Annotated in this window: 18 protein-coding genes; 11 read left to right on the top strand and 7 right to left on the bottom strand. The window is 49.1% G+C overall.

Annotated features, from left to right (window positions below):
* Window positions 1–8: 8 nt before the first annotated feature.
* The 3 genes from MKY48_RS22235 to MKY48_RS22225 form a co-directional block, all read right to left on the bottom strand.
* Window positions 9–353 (bottom strand): hypothetical protein, encoded by a 345-nt coding sequence (locus tag MKY48_RS22235; RefSeq protein WP_339290868.1) that lies wholly within the window; start codon window positions 351–353, stop codon window positions 9–11.
* Window positions 354–486: 133 nt separating this feature from the next.
* The gene (locus MKY48_RS22230; RefSeq protein ID WP_339290867.1) at window positions 487–1,671 is read right to left on the bottom strand and encodes a peptidyl-prolyl cis-trans isomerase; all 1,185 of its coding nucleotides are present in this window, start codon (window positions 1,669–1,671) and stop codon (window positions 487–489) included.
* A 134-nt stretch (window positions 1,672–1,805) separates the two neighbouring features.
* On the bottom strand, window positions 1,806–2,876 hold the full coding sequence (locus MKY48_RS22225; RefSeq protein ID WP_339290866.1) for a permease: 1,071 nt from the start codon (window positions 2,874–2,876) through the stop codon (window positions 1,806–1,808).
* A 295-nt stretch (window positions 2,877–3,171) separates the two neighbouring features.
* Here MKY48_RS22225 and selD point away from each other — a divergent pair, with 295 nt between their 5' ends.
* On the top strand, window positions 3,172–4,224 hold the full coding sequence (gene selD / locus MKY48_RS22220; RefSeq protein WP_098747190.1) for a selenide, water dikinase SelD: 1,053 nt from the start codon (window positions 3,172–3,174) through the stop codon (window positions 4,222–4,224).
* Window positions 4,225–4,263: 39 nt separating this feature from the next.
* Window positions 4,264–5,316, top strand: coding sequence for a tRNA 2-selenouridine(34) synthase MnmH (gene mnmH / locus MKY48_RS22215; protein WP_339290863.1), 1,053 nt, complete (start codon window positions 4,264–4,266; stop codon window positions 5,314–5,316).
* Between the two features lie 187 nt (window positions 5,317–5,503).
* Here the strand turns inward: mnmH and MKY48_RS22210 are convergent, their stop codons facing one another.
* On the bottom strand, window positions 5,504–6,148 hold the full coding sequence (locus MKY48_RS22210) for an SDR family oxidoreductase (RefSeq protein ID WP_339266317.1): 645 nt from the start codon (window positions 6,146–6,148) through the stop codon (window positions 5,504–5,506).
* A 180-nt stretch (window positions 6,149–6,328) separates the two neighbouring features.
* On the opposite strand from MKY48_RS22210, the gene MKY48_RS22205 reads away from it, so the two are divergent.
* From MKY48_RS22205 to MKY48_RS22185, 5 genes are all read left to right on the top strand, one after another.
* Window positions 6,329–7,018, top strand: a complete 690-nt coding sequence (locus MKY48_RS22205; protein WP_339266315.1) for a phosphatase PAP2 family protein — start codon at window positions 6,329–6,331, stop codon at window positions 7,016–7,018.
* 107 nt (window positions 7,019–7,125) lie between these two features.
* On the top strand, window positions 7,126–8,184 hold the full coding sequence (locus MKY48_RS22200; protein WP_339266314.1) for an aromatic acid exporter family protein: 1,059 nt from the start codon (window positions 7,126–7,128) through the stop codon (window positions 8,182–8,184).
* Between the two features lie 294 nt (window positions 8,185–8,478).
* Window positions 8,479–10,809 carry an RNA polymerase recycling motor HelD gene (helD, locus tag MKY48_RS22195; RefSeq protein WP_339290861.1) on the top strand — a complete coding sequence of 777 codons (2,331 nt, stop codon included), beginning with the start codon at window positions 8,479–8,481 and terminating at the stop codon, window positions 10,807–10,809.
* A 312-nt stretch (window positions 10,810–11,121) separates the two neighbouring features.
* The gene (locus MKY48_RS22190; protein ID WP_339266311.1) at window positions 11,122–12,825 is read left to right on the top strand and encodes a methyl-accepting chemotaxis protein; all 1,704 of its coding nucleotides are present in this window, start codon (window positions 11,122–11,124) and stop codon (window positions 12,823–12,825) included.
* 110 nt (window positions 12,826–12,935) lie between these two features.
* Window positions 12,936–14,216 carry an MFS transporter gene (locus tag MKY48_RS22185; RefSeq protein WP_339266309.1) on the top strand — a complete coding sequence of 427 codons (1,281 nt, stop codon included), beginning with the start codon at window positions 12,936–12,938 and terminating at the stop codon, window positions 14,214–14,216.
* A gap of 192 nt (window positions 14,217–14,408) precedes the next feature.
* Here MKY48_RS22185 and MKY48_RS22180 read toward each other — a convergent pair whose 3' ends face one another.
* On the bottom strand, window positions 14,409–15,647 hold the full coding sequence (locus tag MKY48_RS22180; protein WP_339266307.1) for an MFS transporter: 1,239 nt from the start codon (window positions 15,645–15,647) through the stop codon (window positions 14,409–14,411).
* Window positions 15,640–16,104: a MarR family transcriptional regulator gene (locus MKY48_RS22175; RefSeq protein ID WP_076325052.1), complete on the bottom strand. Its 465-nt coding sequence runs from the start codon at window positions 16,102–16,104 to the stop codon at window positions 15,640–15,642. The genes MKY48_RS22180 and MKY48_RS22175 overlap by 8 nt, the downstream gene beginning before the upstream one ends.
* Window positions 16,105–16,328: 224 nt before the next feature.
* Between MKY48_RS22175 and MKY48_RS22170 the strand changes: the two genes are divergently transcribed.
* The 4 genes from MKY48_RS22170 to MKY48_RS22155 all read left to right on the top strand — a co-directional run bounded on the left by MKY48_RS22170 (window position 16,329) and on the right by MKY48_RS22155 (window position 22,774).
* A complete protein-coding gene (locus MKY48_RS22170) occupies window positions 16,329–17,066 on the top strand; it encodes a glycerophosphodiester phosphodiesterase (RefSeq protein WP_339290858.1) in 738 nt (245 codons plus the stop codon).
* Window positions 17,067–17,070: 4 nt separating this feature from the next.
* Window positions 17,071–18,279, top strand: a complete 1,209-nt coding sequence (locus tag MKY48_RS22165; RefSeq protein WP_339290856.1) for an SLC45 family MFS transporter — start codon at window positions 17,071–17,073, stop codon at window positions 18,277–18,279.
* A gap of 153 nt (window positions 18,280–18,432) precedes the next feature.
* Window positions 18,433–19,443, top strand: a complete 1,011-nt coding sequence (locus MKY48_RS22160; protein WP_076325049.1) for a LacI family DNA-binding transcriptional regulator — start codon at window positions 18,433–18,435, stop codon at window positions 19,441–19,443.
* Window positions 19,444–19,549: 106 nt separating this feature from the next.
* Window positions 19,550–22,774 (top strand): cellobiose phosphorylase, encoded by a 3,225-nt coding sequence (locus MKY48_RS22155; protein ID WP_339266303.1) that lies wholly within the window; start codon window positions 19,550–19,552, stop codon window positions 22,772–22,774.
* Between the two features lie 71 nt (window positions 22,775–22,845).
* On the opposite strand, the gene MKY48_RS22150 is transcribed toward MKY48_RS22155, so the two are convergent.
* Window positions 22,846–23,019 (bottom strand): hypothetical protein, encoded by a 174-nt coding sequence (locus tag MKY48_RS22150; protein ID WP_179090703.1) that lies wholly within the window; start codon window positions 23,017–23,019, stop codon window positions 22,846–22,848.
* Window positions 23,020–23,166 lie beyond the last annotated feature (147 nt).

Below are 23,166 nucleotides of genomic sequence, written 5' to 3'. Positions count from 1 at the left end.
CGCTGCTCTCAAACAGGCTGTTTTACTTCAGCGACAAGGCGCTTGAGTGCCTCTTGCTTCCATCTCGGAATCCGAAGATGTTTGGCAGAAGGTGCCTTCTCCCCAAAGTAAACGATGCCTTGTTCCACCGTCGTGATTTTGTCTACGTTAACGTAGCAGTTTCCGCCGACATGATAGAACTGTTTACCGGAGAGCAGGGATGCGATTTTTTCGGCAGTCATTCTCTTTTTAATGTTATAGTTTCTGCCGTGAAAGCTGACCAAACCGTGCGATCCGGTTTTAAAGAACAGAATGTCTGTCTCCACCACGAAGTCCTCATACATGTTGCGGGATTCCGATACGTGCTTCATCATTCTGCTTCCCCCTTTTCCAAGATCAACATTTGATAACGCTTACATTCTAACATGTTTTCCCTGGGGTTTAAAGAACTTTTTATTTCGCATTAAAAAAAGCCCATACCTCAAGGGTAGGGGCTTGGACTAATATTTATGGTGCAGCAGGTGCTTCCGGTGTTTCCTTTGCAGGATCTGCTGGCGTTTCAGCCGGAGTTTCTTCCAGCGTATTGGTGATGGTTGCTTTATCCTTCAGCTCTTGAATATAGGCTGGGGATTCGGAATAAACCTTCTGGTTCTCAAGCTGACTGCGGATCTCTTCCTTCTTATCTTCAAGGGTAGGGTTCGTGGCTGCTTTACGATCGGTAACCTTGATGATGTGGTAACCGAAGGAGCTCTTCACCGGGTCGCTGATTTCGCCCTTCTTCAATTTGAACGCTGCTTCTTCAAATGCAGGGTCCATCTGGCCGCGTCCGAAGAAGTTCAGGTCGCCGCCGGTTTCTTTCGTAGCATCTTGGTTCTTCTCTTTGGCAATCGCTGCAAAGTCGGCGCCTTCCTTCAGCTGCTTCTCGATGGCTTCGGCTTCTTCCTTGGTCTCGACCAGGATGTGGGATGCGCGAACTTGCTCAGGCGTAGCGAAGCTTTCTTTGTTTTGGTCGTAAATTTCTTTAATTTCTTCATCGGTGACTTTGATTTTGTCGGCCATCAGTTTTTTGAGCTCGACCTGGGTTTTGGTTTGCTCTTTCAGGTCATCGAGCGTCATGCCGCTTTGCTGAAGAGCACTATTGAATTGATCCTCGGACGGGAAACTTCCCTTCAAGGTATCCACTTCTTTATTGACGTCAGCATCGGTCACCGTAATGGATTTCTTCTTCAACTCCTGCTGAATCAATTCCTCTGTGATCATGGAATTGAGTGTTTGTTTGCCGCCTGCGCTGACAAGCTCGTTGTATAGATTATCCTTGGTAATGTTAACGTCATTGACTTTAGCTATAGCTTCATTGCCGGATCCCTTGGCAAACGGAGGGACAATCAGGACGACGATTAACGCTGCCGCCAATACCAGCGAAGCGATCATCCAACCTTTGCTTCCGTTGCCGCCGCCACCTGCAGGGGACTGTTCATCGTTAAGCGGTTGATCCCCTGTTGGATGCATGAGTGCAGGCTGTTCGTTCTCATCCTTGTGAAGCTCGATCGACTCAGGATGGGTTGAATCTATTCTTTCTTCTTCATTAGACAAGCTGCCCGGATCTTGTTGGTTATTCTCTTTCTCTTGGGCTTGTCCTTGTTCATCCTCGGGTTGCCCCGGATGGTTTGGCTGCAAATCGTTATCTTTCATTTAATGATTGACTCCCTTCGACTGCATGTAATAATGAGTTGGTTCATTCTTTAATCACTTTACCAGATAAGCCAAGGGTTTACCTTAAGAAAAAATAAAAATTGAAAAGATAATCGAAAAAGTTGGAGCTGGGCCTACAGGATCAGCATTCCCGCTATACCGCATATAATTCCAAGCAGGACCACGGCAGCAACAACAAACCACATGACGTTCCTCGGAAATGAGCGTCTCACCATGAGAAGAGATGGAAGACTGATGGCCGGCAGGGTCAGAAGCAGCGCTGCGGCCGGGCCCGCTCCGAGGCCCGCGGCCATAAAGGCCTGAATGATCGGGATTTCCGCTGCGGTTGGAATGACAAACAGCATTCCCATCACGGAGAAGAAAATGACGGCCAGCAGCGTGTTTCCAGCAGCAGCTCCCAAATGAGGGAACATCCACACTTGCAGGGCGCCAAGGAGAAGCACAGCGATAAAATAAGCCGGTACCACCCGAATAATCATATGACCGATGCTGGCGAACCAGCGTTTCCACAGTGGACGTTCATCGAGTTGTTCAGTGCTCTCTGGCGCGTCAATCTCTACTGGATTCGCCTCTTTGGCAAAGCGGTTAGCCAGATAACTGACGCCAAAGGTCAGAATGATGCCGAAGATCAAACGCAGCGCGGTGAATTTCCATGACAAAACAAACGTCATAAACACGAGTGTCGCCGGATTGATGGTCGGGTTACCGATCCAGAACGCGAGGGCGGAGCCTACGGACACCTTTTTCTTACGCAGACCGATCGCGATCGGTGCTGCGCAGCAGGAACACATCATGCCCGGAATGGAGGCGATTCCTCCAATCGCCGTGCTGCCGAAGGTGGTTTTGCCAAGTACGCGGAGCAGCCACTGGGAGGGCAGCAGCGACTGGATCAAGGTCCCGAGCAGGATACCGAGCACCGCCGCTTTCCAAACTGCTTTAAAATACGTGACCGCATATTCCCAGGCTGCTTGCCAAGAAGGCACGGCATTGCCCGGGTCCAGACCTAATATGGAAGAGCCAATGCTGTGCTCCATAATAGCTTTGAGCGCTTTATCGTAATAAGGCCACCATTTTACGTAGGTTAGCCCTGTTGCTGCAATGATGATGAAGATGGTGATGAACCAGATGGTTCTTCTGCGATCCGAATGATCAAAGGCCATTCTGCCGTCGCTTGAGTGATTCATGATCTATACTCCCCCGATGTGTTGTGAAATGATTTACATATCCAATCAATTAGTATATCACATTGTGGACAGACAGAAGAAAGATATTCCCGGTAATTGCAAGAAATAGGAAGACCATTAGACTTGGAGCAGCCGATTTCTTATAATATAGATATTGTGTGTGATCACAAGTGTTAGTAAACGGACAAATATCAGATTATCCCCGGGGTAGATGAGACGTTTTTTATGCATCCACGCCGGGGTTGTTGCATGTGTTTTGTTAAAATTAACTCTTAAGACGAAGGGAAGACCCGTGATGAGTCAATCGGAGAAAATAAAATTAACCTCGTATTCCTCTAAAGGAGGATGCGGATGCAAGATCGGACCAGCGGACCTGGCACAGGTCATTCGCAAGCTCCCGCAAGCCGAGCCGAATCCCAATTTATTGGTTGGTTTGGATACAAGTGATGATGCTGGCGTATACCGCCTCACGGATGAGTTGGCTATGGTTCAGACCGTCGATTTCTTTACGCCGATTGTGGATGATCCCTATGATTTTGGACAAGTGGCTGCAGCAAATGCCATCAGCGATATTTATGCCATGGGAGGCAAGCCGTTGACTGCCTTGAATATCGTGGCATTTCCGATCTCAACGCTGGACAAGCAGGTATTGACGGATATTTTGAGAGGTGCGGGGGATAAATTGAAGGAAGCGGGGGTAACCCTGGTTGGAGGGCACTCCATCGATGATAAAGAACCAAAATTTGGCCTTGCCGTTACAGGTACTGTCCATCCGGACAGAGTAAGAACCAATGCCGGTGCTAAGCCAGGCGATGCATTGATTTTGACCAAGCCAATCGGCGTGGGTATCCTGACGAGTTCCATCAAGAAAGATCTGTTAAGCGATGAGGAGATTCGCCGAGTTACCGCCGTGATGGCGGCATTGAACAAAACGGCAGCCGAGCTCATGGAACCTTATGAGGTGCATGCGTGCACGGATGTGACTGGTTTCGGTCTCCTTGGCCATGCGCTTGAAATGGCGAAAGGAAGTGGCACGGGGATCCGAATTTCTAAATCTTCCGTTCCCATTCTGGAGCGGGTTCGAGAGATGGCCGATGGTGGTGTTATTCCAGGCGGTACAAAAAACAACTATGATCACGTGAAGGATGACGTGGATTTCCCGGACAGCATGGACCAGATTGATAAGTGGATATTGTGCGATGCCGTTACTTCAGGAGGACTCCTTATTGCGGTTGATGGCTCGCAGGCCGATCAGCTTCTGTCAGAGCTTCGCCATGCAGGTCTGGAAGCAGGAAGAATCGGTGAGGTCGTGGATAACCATCCGAATCGCATTGTCGTTGAGTTATAAAGGGAATCGGGTTTTGTATCAATAAAGGAGCGAACAGACATGTTTCAAGACATCACCGTAAAAGAATTAATGGAACTGCAAAGCAAGAAGAAGATTACTTTGATTGATGTCCGTTCCCCTTCGGAGTACAGGGATTCCACCATTCCGGGAAGTCTGAACATTCCGGTCTTCAATGATGAAGAACGGGCGGAGATCGGGACGATTTATAAACAGGTGAGCGTGGATGCGGCTAAAGAGCGTGGACTTGCCATAATGTCGGCCAAGCTCCCGAGCTTTGTGAAGCAATTCAAGGAGATCGAAGGGGATAAGGCGGTCTATTGCTGGCGGGGCGGCATGCGCAGCCGGACCGCCGCAACCGTTCTCTCTTTAATGGATATCCATGTCAACCGAATTACGGGCGGGATTAAGGCTTACCGGAAGTATGTGCTGGATACGCTGGAGCATAAGAGTCTGGACGCAGAAGCATTTGTCCTTCATGGATTGACAGGCACAGGCAAGACCGCAGTGCTTAGACAGCTCCAGCAGGAAGGCTACCCGGTCGTGGACCTGGAAGGGCTGGCAGGACATCGCGGCTCGATCTTTGGACATATCGGTCTCCAGGCGAATAATCAGAAGACGTTTGATTCGGGATTGGTTGAGCGGCTGAAGCAACTGGAATCTGCGCCGTATTTGTTGTTTGAGGCGGAGAGCAAACGGATCGGCAAAATTGCCGTTCCCGATTTCCTCATGAAGAAGAAGGAGTCTGGGGTAGCCATCGTGTTAGAACTGCCGATGGCCGAGCGTGTTCGTCAGATTCTGGAGGATTACAACCCTGCTGCTTTTAAAGAGCAATATTTAGCAGCCTTCCAGTTAATCAAAAGCAGGATCCACACACCGATCGCTGCGGAAATCGGCAAGTCGTTGGAAGAGGGTCGATTTGCTCAGGGAATACAGCTGCTGCTCGAGCATTATTATGATCCCAAGTATAATCACTCTTTCAGTCAATATGAGGGAGGCACGCCTATCGTTGTGGCGGTGGACCGGGTGGAAGAAGCTGTGGATGCGGTAAAAGATATATTGCGGAATCAAATGCTGCAGAAGACAGGCGCGTAAGATAACAAAACAAAAGCTAATTTGACGAAGCAATTCACGATCTATGCGCTGCGTTGGCATGGACTGCTTTTATTGTGAGCTGGTTATATTATTCAACCAGAACTGAAAGATCGCCCCTGAAGTATGAGCGGATACAACCGTACCGCTTATACTAAGGGGCGATTTTTTTTTGGCAAAGGCATTCTCTTTAAATAGAGGATAAAGCTTCGGATATAGGAGTATCTCCTGAAATCAGATCGAAGGAACGACGGAAGGTATTTTCTTCATCCAAGGATAACAGAATCGTTCGTGCTACATCCTCGCGCGGAATTGATCCGCCCTGGATATCCTCCGCAGCGGTAATACGACCGGTACCGGGTCTATTTGTAAGTCCTCCTGGACGAATGATGGTGTACGTGAGGCTGCTCTGACGAAGCATGCGATCCGCGTAATGCTTGGCGGCATAATACGGTTTGATCTCCTCATTCCAAAATTCCCGATGATGGGCTTGAAGCGCACTTACCATCACAAAACGCGAAACAGATGCCTGCTCGGCGGCTTCGATCATTTTTGCGGCTCCGTCCAGATCGATTAACAGGGTTTTGTCGTATCCGGTAGCTCCGCCTGAGCCGGCAGCGAATACCACCGCCTGGCAATTCTTCGCCGCATCAGCAAGCTCCTCGACCGATCCTTCCAGGTTCGCAAGAACACACTCTATTCCGGCGGCTTGATATGGGGCGGCCTGTTCCTCTTTTCGTACCATTGCTCTCACGGTATATCTTTCATGGTCTTGCAACAGATGTGTAAGCTGTTTGCCGATTTGGCCGTTGGCACCGACAACGAGAATCTTCATGTGGACATGCTCCTTTGCGGTAAAAATTTCCTTGAAAGAGTAATCATTGCGATTTTGACATAGACTACGGGATATTTCATGTATATCCCAAATGTACTTTCCTTTATCTCGGGAAAATGATATTATCTTGTTTTCACCAATTGACACGGGTTCGAAACAAAGGCAAAGGAGAAAAGAGAGTTGAGCGGACAGAAGCTACACCCGACTTCAGGAAGGCAACGTTGGATTTTTCTCATATCGATGATCAGCCTCATAGGATTTGTCACGCTGGCAGCTTTGGTAAAGCGGCAAGGCCTGGAAACGTTTGACATGGCGATCATAACAACGGTACAAGCCTGGGAGCAGCCGCTTATCACGGATATCGCCATCGGGCTGTCGTTTATAGGTTCTATCGGACCGGTGATTATGTTATGTCTGATTGTAATCGCCGTGCTATATTGGGTACTGGGGCACCGCGCGGAGATCCTTCTCCTTATTGTGGTCGTCTTCGGTTCATCTATTCTGAATGTATTATTAAAATGGGTCTTTCAACGGGCAAGGCCTGACATCCACCGCTTAATTGAAATTACGGGATATAGTTATCCCAGCGGACATTCCATGGCTGCCTTCTCGTTCTACAGCGTGTTGGCTTACTTGCTGTGGAGACATATCGACAGCAGGGCGGGGAGAGGGACTTTAATATCCATCTCCGTCGTCATGATTCTGGGCATCGGACTAAGCAGAGTCTATCTTGGGGTCCATTATCCAAGCGATATTCTTGGCGGATATTTGGCTGCTTGCGCTTGGCTTGGCTTTCTGGTCCGATCTTACGAGAAGAGGATGGGGAAGCGGGCCAACCCGGAAGATAGGATTGGATCAGAAACTGCATAACATTGGAAGCGCAAGGGTAATTCATGTAATAGCGGTTCAAACGGAGGAGTATGTATCATGGTGTGTATCCATAGATGTGAAATTGGGTTCGGTAAGGAGGGCTGTCTGTGGCGTTTGGAGCAAGAATGTTCAAAACCGGCTTAGCCGTGACGCTGGCTCTTTATTTAGCCATGCTCTTTGACTTTAAATCCCCTGTTGTTGCCGCCATAGCCGCGATTTTTGCGATGCAGCCATCCATATATAGGTCGTGGAGATATTTCCTGGACCAGCTGCAGACCAGTACGCTCGGTGCGATTCTGGCGATGCTCGGAGGATACTTTTTATCGAATCAGCCTATTTCCGTCGGTTTGGTGTGTGTTTTAGTGATTATGATTTGTATGAAGCTGAATATGGGTGAGACCATCGGACTTACGCTCGTCACGGTAATATCTGTGATGGAAGCTTCAGGTCAATGGGATTTTGCACTCAATCGCTTTATTCTGACGATTATCGGTATCATATCTGCATTTCTTATCAATATTCTTGTGTTTCCCCCGAAACCCAAGGAACAGTACATCACGCGGATTCATATTGTATTTGGCAAAATGTCACTTCTGCTGCGCACGGCCATCTCTCATGAAATGAAGGATTCGGTGTATCGTGCGGAGAAGAAGGAGCTGGAATCGGCGATCAAATCGTTGTCCGACAAATACAATTTGTTTGAGGAAGAGCAGAGGAAGCTAAAGCGGGCCAAGTACAGTCAAGCAAGGCAGCTAGTGGTGTATAAGCAATTGCTCCAATCCCTTCGTAAGGGGTATGAAGTGCTGGATGCGGTGGAGAACCACTATTTTCAGGCGGAACGATCCGAAGAAATCGACGAGAAGTTTGATCATAATCTAGAGCGGTTAATGAAGTACCATGAGCATATCTTGTGGAAATTCGAAGATAAACTGAAACCGAATGAGGACGAAGCTGAGACCATGGCGGAGAACAATGAAGCGTTTATGGAGCAGGTGATGTGCGGGCCAGGCGCCAATGCCGGGGGGCTTCGGCTGTCAGTGGTGGCTGCCTCCATGTATGATTACGGATATCAGCTTGACCGGCTGAACCGTGTGGCGGATCATATCAGCCGCGTTACGGATGATAAAGAGCAGGATGAAGTCTTGTTCTCGTGGCTGCGTAAATAAGTGAAGTTCACCATGAGGGTGCCGATCAAGATGCCATATTTGATCGGCTGTTTTCATGCACCAGATTTATGATGATTTCTCTTGGCAGTGAGCTTTGGGAATGGTATTGTATATAAACGCAAAAAAAACCGCCCGGTGGGTCGGTTCTGAAATTCGATGTTGAATTATACGGGGCTCATTGTTATAATTAGCAATGATTTGTCATTAAAATTAGGATTCGTGGTTAGAATATCACAATTGTATTATAACACAGGCAACTTGCGCTGTCAACCAGTATATTAGGGGGATGAACAAATGGCTATCAGCGAACAGGATTGGAAAGAAGAACAGGCACGGGTAACGGAAGTGACAACGAAAATCGGTAATAAAATATCTCAGCTGGAAGCGAGCGTTGGAGATATCCGTGAAGTCGTTATTGATATGCGGAAAGACTTTTGGGACGAAGTAACGGTCAACTTCAGCAACCCGGACGATTTGGGTGAAACGTCCACCAACCTGAGACAGCAGTCGCAGGTGCTCGCGGAACGTGAGCATGCTCATCTGCAATCCAGCAAGCTGCTTAAAAAGTATAGAAAACTTGTGGAATCCCCTTACTTTGGACGCATTGATTTTCAAGAGGATGGAACCACGGAGACGGAAACCATTTATTTGGGGACAGGATCTTTTTTGGATGAACATATGGAGACGTTTCTGGTTTACGACTGGCGGGCTCCGATATCAAGCTTGTATTATGACGGGGCACCCGGTCCGACCCAATATGAAACGCCTTCGGGTACGGTCAAAGGCGAAATGCTGCTTAAGCGCCAATTCGTCATCCATGACGGCGAGATCAAGGTATTGTTTGATACCGGTGTAACGATCGGGGATGAGCTGCTCCAGCAGGTGCTCAGCCATAGCGCGGATGATCGGATGAAGAGCATCGTAGCTACAATTCAAAAGGAACAGAATGCCGTCATCCGAAACGACAAAACCCGCATGCTGATCGTTCAGGGGGCTGCTGGCAGCGGCAAAACCTCAGCGGCACTGCAGCGAGTGGCCTATCTGTTGTATAAGTACCGGGAGACGCTTCGGGCCGATCAGATGATTCTGTTCTCACCGAACCCGCTGTTCAACAGTTATGTATCCACGGTGCTTCCGGAGCTTGGCGAGGACAATATGCAGCAGACGACCTTTCAGTCCTATCTGGAGCATCGGCTCGGCAAAGAGTTTGAGCTCGAAGACGTGTTCACGCAGACGGAAACCCTGCTGAATGCGGACGATTCGCCGCGTTATCGGGCACGGCTTCAGAGTATATCCTATAAATCCTCGGGTGCTTATCTGGACACCATCAGACGATATAAGGAGCTGCTGGAACAGGACGGGATGCTCTTTAAGCCGGTCGTATTCCAAGGTAAGGTTATCGTTAGCTCCGACGAAATGTCCGCGCAGTTCTATGGTTATGATGCGGCGGTTAAGCTTGCTGGCCGTATCGACCTCATGAAAGAGTGGATGCTGAAACGCCTGTCGGAGTTTGCTCAGAGCGAAAAAGACGCCCCGTGGGTGGAGGAGCAAATCCAGCTGCTGGATACGGAGGATTACCAACGGGCCTTTCAAACGATGAGACGTAAGCAAAACCGGAAGGCAGACACGTTTGACGATTTCGATAAGGAAAGGGACGTCCTTGCCAAAATGGTCATCAGCAATCGGCTCAAGCCGGTCAGACGCTGGATCAAGCGGTTCCGTTATGTGGATGTGAAGGGCATGTATCGAAAACTATATACGGATGAATCGTTATTTCGCCGGGCGGCCGGAAATTTGGAGATGCTCCCGGATTATTGGGAAGAAATCTGCAATCTTACCGTTGCGTCACTGGACAACAAATCGCTGTTGTATGAGGATGCGACTCCGTTCCTCTATCTGAAGGAGCTGCTTCAAGGTTTCCGCACGAACACGTCGATTCGACACGTCATTGTTGATGAAGTACAGGACTATTCCGGATTCCAGCTGGAATTCCTGAAGCGATTGTTCCCACGAGCGAAAATGACGGTGCTGGGAGACCTTAATCAAGCGATTTATGCACATGGAGAGGCACTCGGCAATCTCGAAAATCTGGTAAGTCTGTACGGCAAGGAGGATACGGAGGTTATCAATCTGACGCAAAGCTACCGGTCCACGTATGAAATCGTTGATTTCACGCGGCAGATGATACCGGGCGGGGAGCGGATCGTTCCATTTAATCGAAGCGGCGAAGCTCCGCGTGTGGTTGCGGTGAACGATGAAGAACACCTGCATGCAGCGATTGTCTCTGATATCCGTGAACTTCATGAACAGGGATTCCAGTACGTCGCGGTGATCTGCCGGACAGAAGAGGAGAGTAGACGCGTACACGAGCAGTTGTCAGCAGATATACAAACACGATTAATTGCCAAAACCACTCCGGCTTTTGAGAAAGGAACGCTTGTCGTTCCTGCCTATTTGGCCAAGGGCGTGGAATTCGACGCGGTGATCATATACAACGGCTCTGAGGATGTGTACCATCGCGAAAGCGACCGCAAGCTGTTCTACACCGCATGTACGCGTGCCATGCACAAACTTCATGTGTATCATATCGGGGAAAAAAGCCACTTTATCCCGGATGAATATTAAATGAATAAAGGTCTGTCTGAGCCACGGCTTAGGCAGGCCTTTTTTTTCATGATTGTTATATGAAATCCAAACATGTTTCATGGAAAAGGAAAAAAACGGAAACCTATTTAGGGTGAGATAGGGAGTATGCTTTATACCATAAGGAGGGAGTTATCCAATATTTATGATGATTTGACCGGTGATTAATAATTTTTTTCAATTATTTTCGGGAAAAGTGTTTTCTCGACCGCCGAGTCTATTCATTTTGGACACAAATTTGACGAAAAAAGGATTGGGGGTCTATTACTTATATCAAAGGTCGGGTGCTTGCGGATGAAGATAAAAACAAAATTAATTCTTTCGTCTACGATTCTTGCAACGGTTACGGTGGTTATCGTAATCATCGCGTTCATCACTTCGAACATGACGGAGAAGAGGTTCAGCGAAATTATTGAAGTGGATCAGAAGGTCATTTATAACCTGACGCAATTGGAGACCCTATTGACTGGTGTCTCTAATGATGAGCGGGGCTACCTATTGACCGGAGATTCGACCTTTGCAGATTCATTGAAAGCGAAACAGGAGTCCGTTGCCAAACTTATGGCTGAAACCAAAGGCTTGATGACGGCTGAGGAAGACCTTAAGGTGTTTAACGAGATTGAAACCGGATATGTCATTTATTCTGAAGCCGTTAACGAGGTATTGAGCAAATTGGGGTACGATACCGGTTTTTACAAGGCTGTGCCGTTCCGGGTATATGAGGCTGCGTTTAGCAAGGAACGGGAAGTGCGTAATTCCTTCAGTACGCTTATCGCCCAATTTACGGTGCATAAAAATGAAGCCTTGGCTAAGCAGGCTGACCAGATTGCGGACAGCAGCAGATTTCAGAACATGGTGATCATGTTGATCGGTATAGCAGGTATCGCTTATTTTGCGATACAGGGATATCTTCTTATTCGCTCGATTCGTCCTTTGAATCAGATGAGCGAACAACTTTTGAAGATTGCCGAGGGCGGTGGTGATCTGGTTACCCGATTACAGATTACTACGAAAGATGAGATCAGGGCGGTAGCCGACGCCTACAATAAACTGGTTGATGGATTCAGGGTGCTTGTCGTACAGGTGCAGGATACGGCTGGCAAAGTTGGTGTCGCAGCTTCGACGCTGCACTCCACGACCGAGGAAATCCGTCAAGCTTCTCAGCAAACCTCTGGGATTATGGAAGAGCTGGCGGCCGGGGTAGAAAACCAGCTTCAGGATACGGAGGAAACGACAGCTACGGTAACGGACATGGCGGAAGGCATGAAACATATCGCGCATGCCGCCCAAGACGTCTCCGGATTGGCAGCAACGACGAACCAACTTGCGGCTGAAGGGGAACAGGCACTTATACATACGCTGGCTCAGATGGAAGGCATACGCACCAGTGTGGATCAATCTGCGCAATCGGTGCGGGCGCTCGGCGAAAAGGCCTCCAACATTGGAGCGATGGGACAGATCATAATCGAAATTGCAGAGCAGACATCACTACTTGCCTTGAATGCCTCCATTGAGGCCGCTCGGGCAGGTGAGCATGGCAGAGGTTTTGCGGTTGTAGCGGCTGAGGTCCGAAAATTGGCTGATCAGGCCTCAAACTCTTCCGTCGAAATCAGACAATTCGTCCATGAGCTTCAGCAGGATATTGTTGAATTGGCCGGCGTCATGGAGCAGGGCACCCGCGAAGTGACCGAGGGAATGAACGTGGCACAAGGAGCTGAGAGAGCCTTTAAGGATATTGAGCAATCCGTCGGCGAATTGAACGAACAAATTCAGAGTGTCACTGTTGCAACTGAACAGATGGACTCCGGAGCAGGAGAGCTTGTTCATGCCATCCGCAGAATTCAGGAGGTCACGGAGACAACGGCAGGTGGAACCCAAAGCGTCAGTGCAGCCACGGAAGAGCAGCTGGCCTCTATGGAGGAAATTACAAATTCCGTTGAGGATTTGAACGTAATGTCCAGCAAGCTGCGGCAGTTGATGTCCGGCTTTAAAGTATAAATAAGGAAAAATTGCATATGGGAAAAAACGGCCACCTTGCAATCATGCATATTCCGGGTAAAAGAACCTACAATATGGATGACAGATAACGCAAAGGTGGTCTTTCTCTCATGGAAAACAAAAAATGGGATCTGGTTGCCCTTGCATCCATACCACTTATCATGACGTTGGGAAATTCCATGCTGATTCCCATTTTGCCGTCGATTTCAAAAGCTCTGGGGATCAGTTCCTTCAAAGTCAGTATGCTTATAACGGTATATGCTGTTGTAGCCATCTTACTGATTCCGATTGCCGGTTATTTATCGGATCGTTATGGACGAAAGAAAATCATCATCCCAAGCTTAATTATTGCGGCGTTAGGCGGAGCAGTCTCGGCTGTAGCAGCTTGGATGCTGAGCGGGACAGCGGCATATTACGTTATTTTGGCGGGTCGGTTTCTGCAGGGAATTGGTGCTGCCGGGGCATTCCCCATTGTCATTCCGCTTGTCGGTGACATGTTTAAAGAGGAAGAAGAGGTTAGTAAGAGTTTGGGTATTATCGAAACCTCCAATACGTTTGGCAAGGTAATTAGCCCGATACTGGGTGCCCTGCTCGGAAGTTTTATTTGGTTCTTGCCCTTTATAGCTATTCCGATTCTATGCTTGATCTCTATCGTGCTTGTCATTTTTCTTGTGAAGACACCGAAGTCGAACGACAACGACAAACAATCCATTCGCGAGTTTTTAAAAACAACCAAGCAGGTTTTGCACGAGAAGGGAAGATGGCTGTATGCGATATTTGCCATCGGCGGCATCGCGATGTTTGGCGTGTTCGGCGTTCTTTTCTATTTGTCGGAAACGCTCGAAAGCACTTACCATTTACACGGTGTGGTGAAAGGGCTGGTGCTTGCGATTCCGCTAGCTTTGTTATGTCTTTCATCTTACTTAGCCGGTAAATTTACGGGCAAAAATAAAGCGGCTAAGAAGTGGACCGGTTTCGCGGGCATGGCCATTTTGACGGCTTCCTTGATCGTAACCGGATTTAGTGCACAGATCTATTTTGTAGTCGGCATGATGACGCTTGGTGGCATCGGGATCGGGATGGTACTGCCATGCATGGACACGCTGCTGACGGAAGGTGTTGAGAAGGAGCAGCGCGGTACCATTACCTCCCTATATAGCAGTATGCGTTTTATCGGCGTATCGCTCGGTCCGCCAGTTGTTTCACTGCTGCTCGGGGCGAATCATTGGGTGCTGTTCGGCACGTTGGCAGCCGTCGCGGCTGTAGGTGGCCTGCTTACATTATTCGCCGTGAAGCCGGAGGCGAAGGAAGACGATACCGGAGGGAATTCATACCGAGTGGATTTCAAGAAACCGCAGGGCTTGAAAAAGAAAGGTCTTGTCCATAAATAATGGACAAGACCTTTCTCTCATATTCGGGTACGGATCGGGAGCATAGGGAACGAAGGTCCACTCGTATAATCGAGTAAACGGCTCCGCATGATCCATCCGGGTCCGATCCGGTAGGTCAGAGCTTGATGCATGCAAAATATTCGGATGAAATCAAAGAGATGCCAAAAAATTGGATTCGCTTTCGAACCCCCGTTATCCTGCAACGGTGGGTTCGGTATCCTCAAGCTTTGATGTAGCTTTAGTGCGCGATTTGCCGGTTGCCTGCATGACGATATAAATCAGGATCAACAGCACTAACGCAATGGCTGAATATCGGTACATGATCGTGTACGAAGTGGATTTGGCGATGGAGCCGAGCGCGATAGAGCCGATAGCGACACCGAAATCCAGGGAGTTGAAGAACATGCCGTTGGCCATGCCGCGCTGGAGCGGATGAACCTCCTGGATCATCCAGGTCTGGATGGACGGCTGCATCGCACCGAAGCCAAGGCCATAACATAATGCCGATAACAGCATAATTCCCGTCGATGAGGCGAAGGTCAGCAACAACAAACCGGTGACCATCAGAACAGCAGCGGGTATAACCAGCGCCTTGTGTCCATAGCGGTCATAGATTCTGCCGGAGAACGGCCTTACCAGAATGATGGCAATGGCATTGAACAAGAAGAAATACTGGGGATTCCGGAGGTGAGCCTCGGTGCCGAACAACGCCATGAAGCTCAGCAGCCCGCCGTACGTAATGGACATCAAAAAATTAAGGACGCTGGGTAGAATCAGCTTTTTATTGAATGAGCCCTTCGGTTGTTCCTCCACTCGAGGTTTAACTGCTGAGGGGCGCTCCGTGTTTCGTTTTGCCGATTTTAACGTCAGAACGTAGGCGAGTGGGAAGATAAGTACATTGATGATGACGGTGATGACCACAAGCGGTGTAAAACCCCCGTCTTGCAGGAGCGTCAAGCCGATCATCGGGCCGATCGACATGGCGAGGGTAGTGGATAATCCGAAATACCCCATGCCCTCGCCCAGTCGTTTGATAGGAATGACGTCTGAAGCCATCGTAGGAAACGAGGTGCTTGTCATGCCAAAGCCGATGCCAAACAAAACGCGCATCAGCAGCAGAAAGGCGATGCCGGATGCCCAGTAATAGCCGAGCGTGGCTGCCAGCGATATCAACAGCCCGACGTACAGAAGCAGGCGCAGTTTTCCTTTTTCCAGCGCTTTGCTTGACACGAAGCGGGAAGCGATCGCACTGAAGGCGAACAAGCTGGTGATCAGGCTGACCTGAAGCGGGCTTGCCATAAACGCCTCTTTGGCGTATGCGGGCAGCGTGGTCAGCATCATCTGCAGGGTCAGGAACAGAAACAGGTTGCTGACCATCAAGGTGATGAATTCTTTGGTCCATAATCGTTGTTTCGAATTTATTTCATTCATGTGAAACATCACTCCTGTTATTCTCTAAGTTGTGTATGTTGGTATTGATGCGTGAGAGTGTGTCCCAGAACATCTCTAATTGATGATCGTCAATGCCTTCGATTAACTGGCTTCCGCACTGACTTTCGATCGTTGTGGTTTTCTCGATCAATTGTTTGCCTGTATCCGTCAAATAGAGCTGGAAAGCTCTTCGGTCGTTTACCGAAACGGATTTGCGGGTGTATCCTTTTTTCTCGAGCAGATCCAAAATGCGGGTAGTGGTCGGTTGGTCCTTGTCCGCTTTGGCGGCAACTTCCTTTTGATTTAACCCTTCGTGCTCTCCGATGTGGTACAGCACCAGCCATTGCTCAGGGGTGATATCATAGGGCTTCAAGGCGTTAGCAAACAAATGGGATGCGCGGCGGTAGGTGTAACCCAGATGAAAACCGATGGAGGGGTTGCGTTTAGGTACTTTCAAGAAACAAGTCACACCTTTCATTTCAAGTTTTCAAAAATAGTTGTCTAAACAATTATATGCCTGACATGCAAATCAGTCAAACCATTCAAAAAATTAATTGTCTGCATGACAGGGTTTCGTAAAACGATGTGGAATATGAAAAATGGAATGATAACATAGCTCTAACAATTGCGAGCTATATTTATAGTACAAACCAATTTCTAACCACTCAGGAGGAAGTACAAATGTCACAATTGATTAATTTTGCACACCGCGGGTCATCGGCTATATGCCCCGAGAATACGATGGCTGCCTTTGCCAAAGGCTTGGAGCAGGGAGCTACCGGGATTGAAACCGATGTTCAGATGACGAAGGATGGAAGGCTGGTTCTGATCCATGATGAGAGTGTTGCCCGTACCACGGGGGCTGAGGGGCTAGTCAAAGATTATACATACAACGAACTGGCCAAGTTGGACGCAGGCTCATGGTTTGGAGCGGCTTTTCAAGGGGAACGGATTCCGCTGCTGGAAGAACTGCTGGAATTAACGAAAAACCGTGGCACGATCGTGAACATTGAGCTGAAGAACGGGTCGATTCAATATCCTGAGCTGGAAAAGCGCGTGATCGAGACCGTAAGACACTACAAAATATCAGAGCAAATCGTCATCTCAAGTTTCAATCATTATTCCCTGGTGGAGTGCAAACATATTGATCCTGAAATCCGTACCGGCCTGCTGTATGGAGAAGGGTTATACAAACCGTGGGAGTATGCCAAATTGGCTAAAGCGGATGCGCTTCATGCATACCATCGCGCAGTTCTACCGGAATGGGTAGCGGAAGCGAAGCAGCATGGTGTTGTCTATCACCCGTGGACTGTCAATGACGAGGAACAGATGAAAGCCTTGATCGATGCAGACGTGGCTGGCATTATTACGGATTATCCGGATGTACTCGGGGGATTGCTACAAACCAAGGGAGCGTGACTTTGTGAAAAAAACATGGCTGCTGGGCTTTGGCTTTTTCAGCATTAGCATTACCTGGGCGCTCTACAATGCGTTTGTGCCCTATTTTCTGGAGGATTACATATCCAGTGTCGCACTGATCGGTTTTTTTATGACGATCGACAATTACTTTGCCTTGTTCTTGCAGCCATGGATTGGAAGTCGAAGCGACCGTACTCATACCCGGTATGGCAGAAGAATGCCTTACCTGCTCATCGGAATGCCGCTTGGCGCTCTGTTTACCGCAATCATTCCGTTTCACACCGGAATGGTAACATTGATACTGTTCATGGTCCTCATGAATCTGGCTATGAGCCTGTATCGTTCGCCTACCGTTTCACTAATGCCGGATATTACGGAGGAGAAACGACGCACGAGGGCCAACGGCATCATTAACTTTATGGGCGGCATAGGGTCTATACTGGCTTTTGGCGTGGGCTCGGTACTGTATAGCGCTCATCGCTCCCTACCTTTTATTGCAGCGGCCGGCATAACGCTGGCGTCGTTGTTCATTTTGAGAACATTTATCCAGGAGAAGCGCGACGCTCCAGGCTATCAGGCTCAGACGGAAGCCAAAACTAAAGTTTCCTTTAAGAGTCAGCTCAATCGGACGACGGTGCTGCTCTTGGCGGCTATATTTTTCTGGTTTGTCGCTTATCAGGGAGTTGAGACGCTGTTTACTCTGTACGGGAAGAACGAGATGGGGCTAACGGAATCGCAGGCTTCCTTTTCCTTAACGTTTTTTTCACTCGCCTTTGTTCTGTTCGCCATTCCAAGCGGATGGCTCGGCGGTAAATTCGGCAAGAAACGGATGATTCTGATCGGCGTCAGCGGGCTGTTGATTGTCTTTGCGCTTGTACCATGGGTTGAATCAATGCTGTTGCTCCGTGTATTGCTGACTGTTGGCGGGTTATTCTGGGCTTGCATCAATATTAACTCCTATCCGTTTATCGTATCTACCGGATCGGAGGACAGCATTGGGACGCGGACAGGAATGTACTATTTGGTATCCTCGCTGGCGGCGATCTCGTCACCGCCTCTGCTGGGCAAGCTCATTGATGGCATGGGATATTCGATTCTGTTTTATTGTGCCGCTGGCAGCATGCTGCTCGCGCTGATCTGCGTTCTGATGATTCGCCATAAGGAAACGGCAAGTCCTGCAAAACCGCAGACCGCATCTGCCAGCTTGTCCTAGAAGATTTGTTTTTTGGATAACCGAAGGTTCGGCTCCTGCTAGTCCGTCCGTGCGGAATAACATTGACGAGAGCCTGCCAGGACAGGTAGAATCTAATATCAGATAGATTTGAATTAGAATATGCCGGCGAAGGTGCAGGAGCTGATTCCAAGGTTGACTACGATTTATGATATTGCCAAGAAAACAGGCTATTCGCCTACGACGGTGTCCAAAGTCTTCAACAACTATCCGGATGTCCGGGAGAAGACGAGAGCCAAGATCCTGGCAACCGCGAAGGAAATGGGCTATCTTCCAAACGCAAACGCCAGATCGCTTACAACGAAACGATCCTGGACCATTGGTATTCTTTTTGTAGAAGCCACTGGAGCAGGGATTCGTCACCCCTATTTTGGAGCTGTTATCGAAAGCTTTAAGAAAATTGCCGTATCCAAAGGGTATGATCTGATGTTCATCTCCAAGGATGTCGGCGGCCGAAGAAGCAGTTATGTGGAGCATTGCAAAATCCGAGGCGTCGACGGTGTGGTCGTCATTCTGTCGAGCAGCGAGGATCCCGATTTCCAGGAGCTGCTGGATAGCGGCATTCCGTGCGTCATTCTGGATTCGTCACCGGAACATGTGCATTCGGTTTACTCCGACAATATCGGAGGGAGCATGCAGGCACTTCGATATTTGCATTCGCTCGGACATCGCAGAATTGCCCATATATCGGGCGGATTGAATACGTTTGCAGGCGAACAGCGCCAACAAGGCTATGAGCAAGCCCTTCGGGAGCTTGACCTGGATCTAAGGGGAGAGTACATAACCGGCAGCGATTTTTTCTCCACCGAGAGCGGATACGAAGCCATGAAGAAGCTGCTGGGGCTTAGAGAGAGGCCGACTGCTGTTTATGCGGCAGGTGATCTACTCGCACTTGGAGCGATACGTGCCGTTCAGGAACATGGCCTGCATGTACCGGGAGATGTGTCCATCATTGGTTTTGATGATATTGAAATGTCCCGTTACATCACCCCTGCGTTAACGACCATACGCCAGGATACGGAGCAACTGGGCACCGTTGCGGCGGAGCTCCTTCTTTCTTCCATCGAAGAGCAAGACGCAACAGTAAAGTCGGTTATGCTGCCAGTTCAATTGATTATCCGGGAATCCTGCCACCCGGTCACCTAGGTGAAATATAAGGCAGGAATCATTTTTACCATTTTTCGAAACCGGTTTCGAAAGTAATCGGACTCTAGAGTTGAGTCGATTATGACCCATTAAAGGAGGATCTAACATGTCAAATTATCGTTTTGAGAAGGATACCTTTGTTATCGAGCAGTATGATCTTGCCAAACCGTTTTCCAGCTTTCTGCCCGGAATTGCAGGCCTGAAAGGGATTCCGATGTGGACCTTTTATGTGAATCGGGGGCAGGGGATATGCAGCTTCGGCATACGCGATAAGAACTCGCCAATCATGGAATTTTCCCCTGCGAATATCTCGTATAAGAATGTTTCGACTACCGGTTTCCGCACGTTTATCAAGATGGCGGGGACAGCGCCCGTTTATGAGCCGTTCCAATCCTTTCAGCCGGATTCCAAAGCGAAGAGAACGATGCTGATTCGTCAGAATGAGCTGGTCATTGAGGAGGAGCATGCCGGTAAAGGACTTCGCACTTCGGTGTCGTATTTTCAGCTGCCCGGTGAGGATTTTGCCGCCCTTGTTCGCGAGGTCAGCGTAACGAATATCGGAGCCGGGACTGTATCGCTTGAACTGCTGGACGGCATGCCGGAGATTCTGCCTTACGGTGTCGAGAATAGCGGGTACAAGGAGGTCGGCAATCTACTGCGGAGCTGGATGGAAGTGGAGAACTTGGATCAGGGGATCCCGTTCTATAAAGTTCGCTCCAGTACGCACGACGAGGCGGAAGTCAGCGAAGTTACGAGCGGTCACTTCTATCTGTCGTTTAATCAGCATGGGAAGCTGCTCCAACCCCTTGTAGACTTTGAGCTGATCTTTGGCGGAAACACTTCCTTGATCCACCCTGATCGATTTGCTGTGAGCTCGGTGGAATCTTTGATGAACGCCACGCCTTATGCCGTGAACAAAGTACCATGCGGATTCAGCGGATTATCGACTCAGCTTAAGCCTGGGGAGACGGCGACCGTTTATACACTGGTTGGTCATGTGAACGATATCGGTAAAATCAATAAACGTTCCAAAGATTTGTGTTCTCCTGCCTATATCCTCCGTAAACGCGAGGAGGCCTCGGCGTTGACCCGGAAATTAACCGCGGATGTGGCCACCAAAACGGGATTACCCCTATTTGACGAATATAGCCGTCAGTCCTATCTGGACAATTTTCTGCGGGGCGGATATCCATTCCTATTCGATAACGGGAAGGAAGGGGCCGTTGTCCATCTATACTCCCGCAAGCATGGGGATCTGGAGCGGGATTATAACTTCTTCTCTCTTGCGCCGGAGTACTATTCACAAGGGAATGGCAATTTCCGGGATATGAATCAGAATCGACGAAATGACGTGTTTTTTAACCCGAAGGTGGGCACGTTCAATATCCGGATGTTTTTCAGTCTCATTCAAGCCGACGGTTATAACCCGCTTAGCGTAGAAGGGACGAAATTTCGCGTGAGTGAAGGGAAGGAGGAGGAGCTGCAAAAGCTGCTGCGCGTTTCCGCGGCTGAGGAAGATTATGAGAAGCTGACAAAGGCATGCGCCGGGGACTATACGCCAGGAAAAATCATCAACGCGATTTCGGATCAAGCCATCAGGTTGGAGATTAGCGAGGAACAGTTCTTATCCGGGCTGTTGACGATATCCGATCAGTATTTTGCAGCTTCGTTCGGGGAAGGGTTCTGGTCGGATCATTGGACGTATAATATGGATTTAGTTGATACCTACTTGAATATTTATCCCGACCGTTATGAGGAACTATTGTTTGAGGAGAATACGTATACGTTCTTTGACAGCCCGGTGTACGTCCTTCCGCGGAGTGAGAAGGTTGTGATCAGTCAAGGAGGCAAGGTTCGGCAATATGGTGCTCTGCTGGAGGACGAGGAGAAGCTGAATAAGCTCGGCAGAAAACGGAACGCGGCGGAATGGCTGCGGGTAGATGGCGGATTAGGCGGCATGTACCGCACGAATCTGTTTGTCAAAATGATCTCATTGTCCCTCAATAAAATGGCGACACTCGATCCTTACGGGATGGGGGTAGAGATGGAGGCGAACAAGCCGGGCTGGAATGACGCAATGAACGGCTTGCCGGGACTGTTTGGATCGGGTATGAGCGAAACGATGGAATTGAAGCGTTTGGTCGCATTTATCGTGGATGCGGCCGAGCGGTGTGGCCATCAAGTGATTCAGGTACCGGAGGAGATCGCGTCTTATTTAGGTAGTGTATACGAAGCCGTACAGCAATATCAGTCCGGCTCATTGGATTCATTCGGTTACTGGGACTTGGTAGCGGGGCAGCGTGAATCCTATCGTGCATCGGTCCGGTACGGGATCAGCGGTCTGGAGGTTGAGATGTCGGTGAAAAACGTGAAGGTCATGTACGCGGCATTCTTGGACAAAATCGAAGAAGGGATTCAGCGTGCCGAGCAGATGGGAGGCGGAATCGTGCCAACGTATTTCCGCTTTGAAGCCGAGCGCTTTGAAGAGGTTCGGGATGCAGCGGGGAACCCGGTGATCACCCGCTATGGTTTGCCCGCGGCAAAAGTGCTTGAATTCAAGGCATATGCGCTCCCGCATTTTCTGGAGGCACCGGCCCGCGGAATGAAGCTCGCTGATGAAGGCCAGGCGAGAACGATGTATGATCGGATCAAGGCTTCCGATCTGTATGATCCCGCGCTGGGGATGTATAAAACGTCCGTCAGCCTGGGAGGCGAAACCGATGAAATCGGACGCATCCGTGCATTTACAGCCGGGTGGCTGGAGCGGGAATCCGTATTTTTGCATATGACCTATAAATACTTGCTTTCATTATTAAAAGCCGGATTGTATGACGAGTTTTTCTCGGAAATCAAAACATCCCTTGTCCCTTTTCTGGACCCGGCGGTTTATGGACGCAGCACGCTGGAGAATTCCTCGTTCATTGCCAGCAGCGTCAATCCGGATCCTCACGTGCATGGACGAGGTTTTGTGGCAAGGCTTAGCGGATCGACGGCCGAATTCCTAAGCATGTGGATTACGATGATGGCAGGGAAGAAGGTATTCCGTTACGAAGGCGGCCAGCTTCAGCTGCATCTGAACCCACTGCTTCCGGCTTGGCTGTTTGACGAGAATCAAGAAGTGTCGTTCACCTTTCTTGGTTCCGTCAAGGTGACGTATCGCAGCGAGCGCGCAGCAAATACGTATGGCCAGGACGGCGTTACGATTCAGCGATTAACTCTCATCACGGTGGGAGGGGATTCGATCAAGGTGGATGGACCCCTCCTTACAGGAACGTTGGCTCATGAAGTTCGTAACGGGAACATCCGAGAAATTCATGCTGTATTGAAATAGAGGGAAACGAACGCCAAACAGGCCACCCGGCAAGAATCGGGTGGTCTATTTACTGTTATTTGAAGTTCTGTTTATTCATTAGGGGGCTTCTTGTTATCGCTTGACATGGTTGAGCCAAACGAAATGCCGATGGCGGCACCGATCGTTATGCCGATAGCGATATTATCCATGGCAACGCCAAGGGCTACGCCAACGCCGATCCCCATGCTTATCCCAAGGGCCATGTTGTTCTTTTTCTTTTCCATACGGCCGTCACCTCCATCTGTATCATGTTGATCCAAACAAGCGCTTTTCCTTCTCAAGTTGCTGTTGTTCTTATTATAGAGGATATTGGACATGGATGCCGGATATCCAGTTCTTTCATGTTTCTTCGCTTGCAAGTCCCAGTGTTG

Origin of the sequence: Paenibacillus sp. FSL W8-0187 (assembly GCF_037969755.1) — a bacterium.
Lineage (GTDB): Bacteria > Bacillota > Bacilli > Paenibacillales > Paenibacillaceae > Paenibacillus_AQ.
This window is presented reverse-complemented; position numbering and strand designations above follow the sequence as displayed.

Coding starts and splice junctions, on each gene's coding strand:
- MKY48_RS22235 (WP_339290868.1), bottom strand. CDS start 353: ATGATGAAGCACGTATCGGAATCCCGCAACATGTATGAGGACTTCGTG.
- MKY48_RS22210 (WP_339266317.1), bottom strand. CDS start 6,148: ATGAAGATTCTCGTTGTCGGTGCCAACGGCCAAATCGGCAAACAGCTT.
- helD (WP_339290861.1), top strand. CDS start 8,479: ATGGCTATCAGCGAACAGGATTGGAAAGAAGAACAGGCACGGGTAACG.
- MKY48_RS22150 (WP_179090703.1), bottom strand. CDS start 23,019: ATGGAAAAGAAAAAGAACAACATGGCCCTTGGGATAAGCATGGGGATC.
- MKY48_RS22190 (WP_339266311.1), top strand. CDS start 11,122: ATGAAGATAAAAACAAAATTAATTCTTTCGTCTACGATTCTTGCAACG.
- MKY48_RS22230 (WP_339290867.1), bottom strand. CDS start 1,671: ATGAAAGATAACGATTTGCAGCCAAACCATCCGGGGCAACCCGAGGAT.
- selD (WP_098747190.1), top strand. CDS start 3,172: ATGAGTCAATCGGAGAAAATAAAATTAACCTCGTATTCCTCTAAAGGA.
- MKY48_RS22180 (WP_339266307.1), bottom strand. CDS start 15,647: ATGAATGAAATAAATTCGAAACAACGATTATGGACCAAAGAATTCATC.
- mnmH (WP_339290863.1), top strand. CDS start 4,264: ATGTTTCAAGACATCACCGTAAAAGAATTAATGGAACTGCAAAGCAAG.
- MKY48_RS22225 (WP_339290866.1), bottom strand. CDS start 2,876: ATGAATCACTCAAGCGACGGCAGAATGGCCTTTGATCATTCGGATCGC.
- MKY48_RS22155 (WP_339266303.1), top strand. CDS start 19,550: ATGTCAAATTATCGTTTTGAGAAGGATACCTTTGTTATCGAGCAGTAT.
- MKY48_RS22185 (WP_339266309.1), top strand. CDS start 12,936: ATGGAAAACAAAAAATGGGATCTGGTTGCCCTTGCATCCATACCACTT.
- MKY48_RS22170 (WP_339290858.1), top strand. CDS start 16,329: ATGTCACAATTGATTAATTTTGCACACCGCGGGTCATCGGCTATATGC.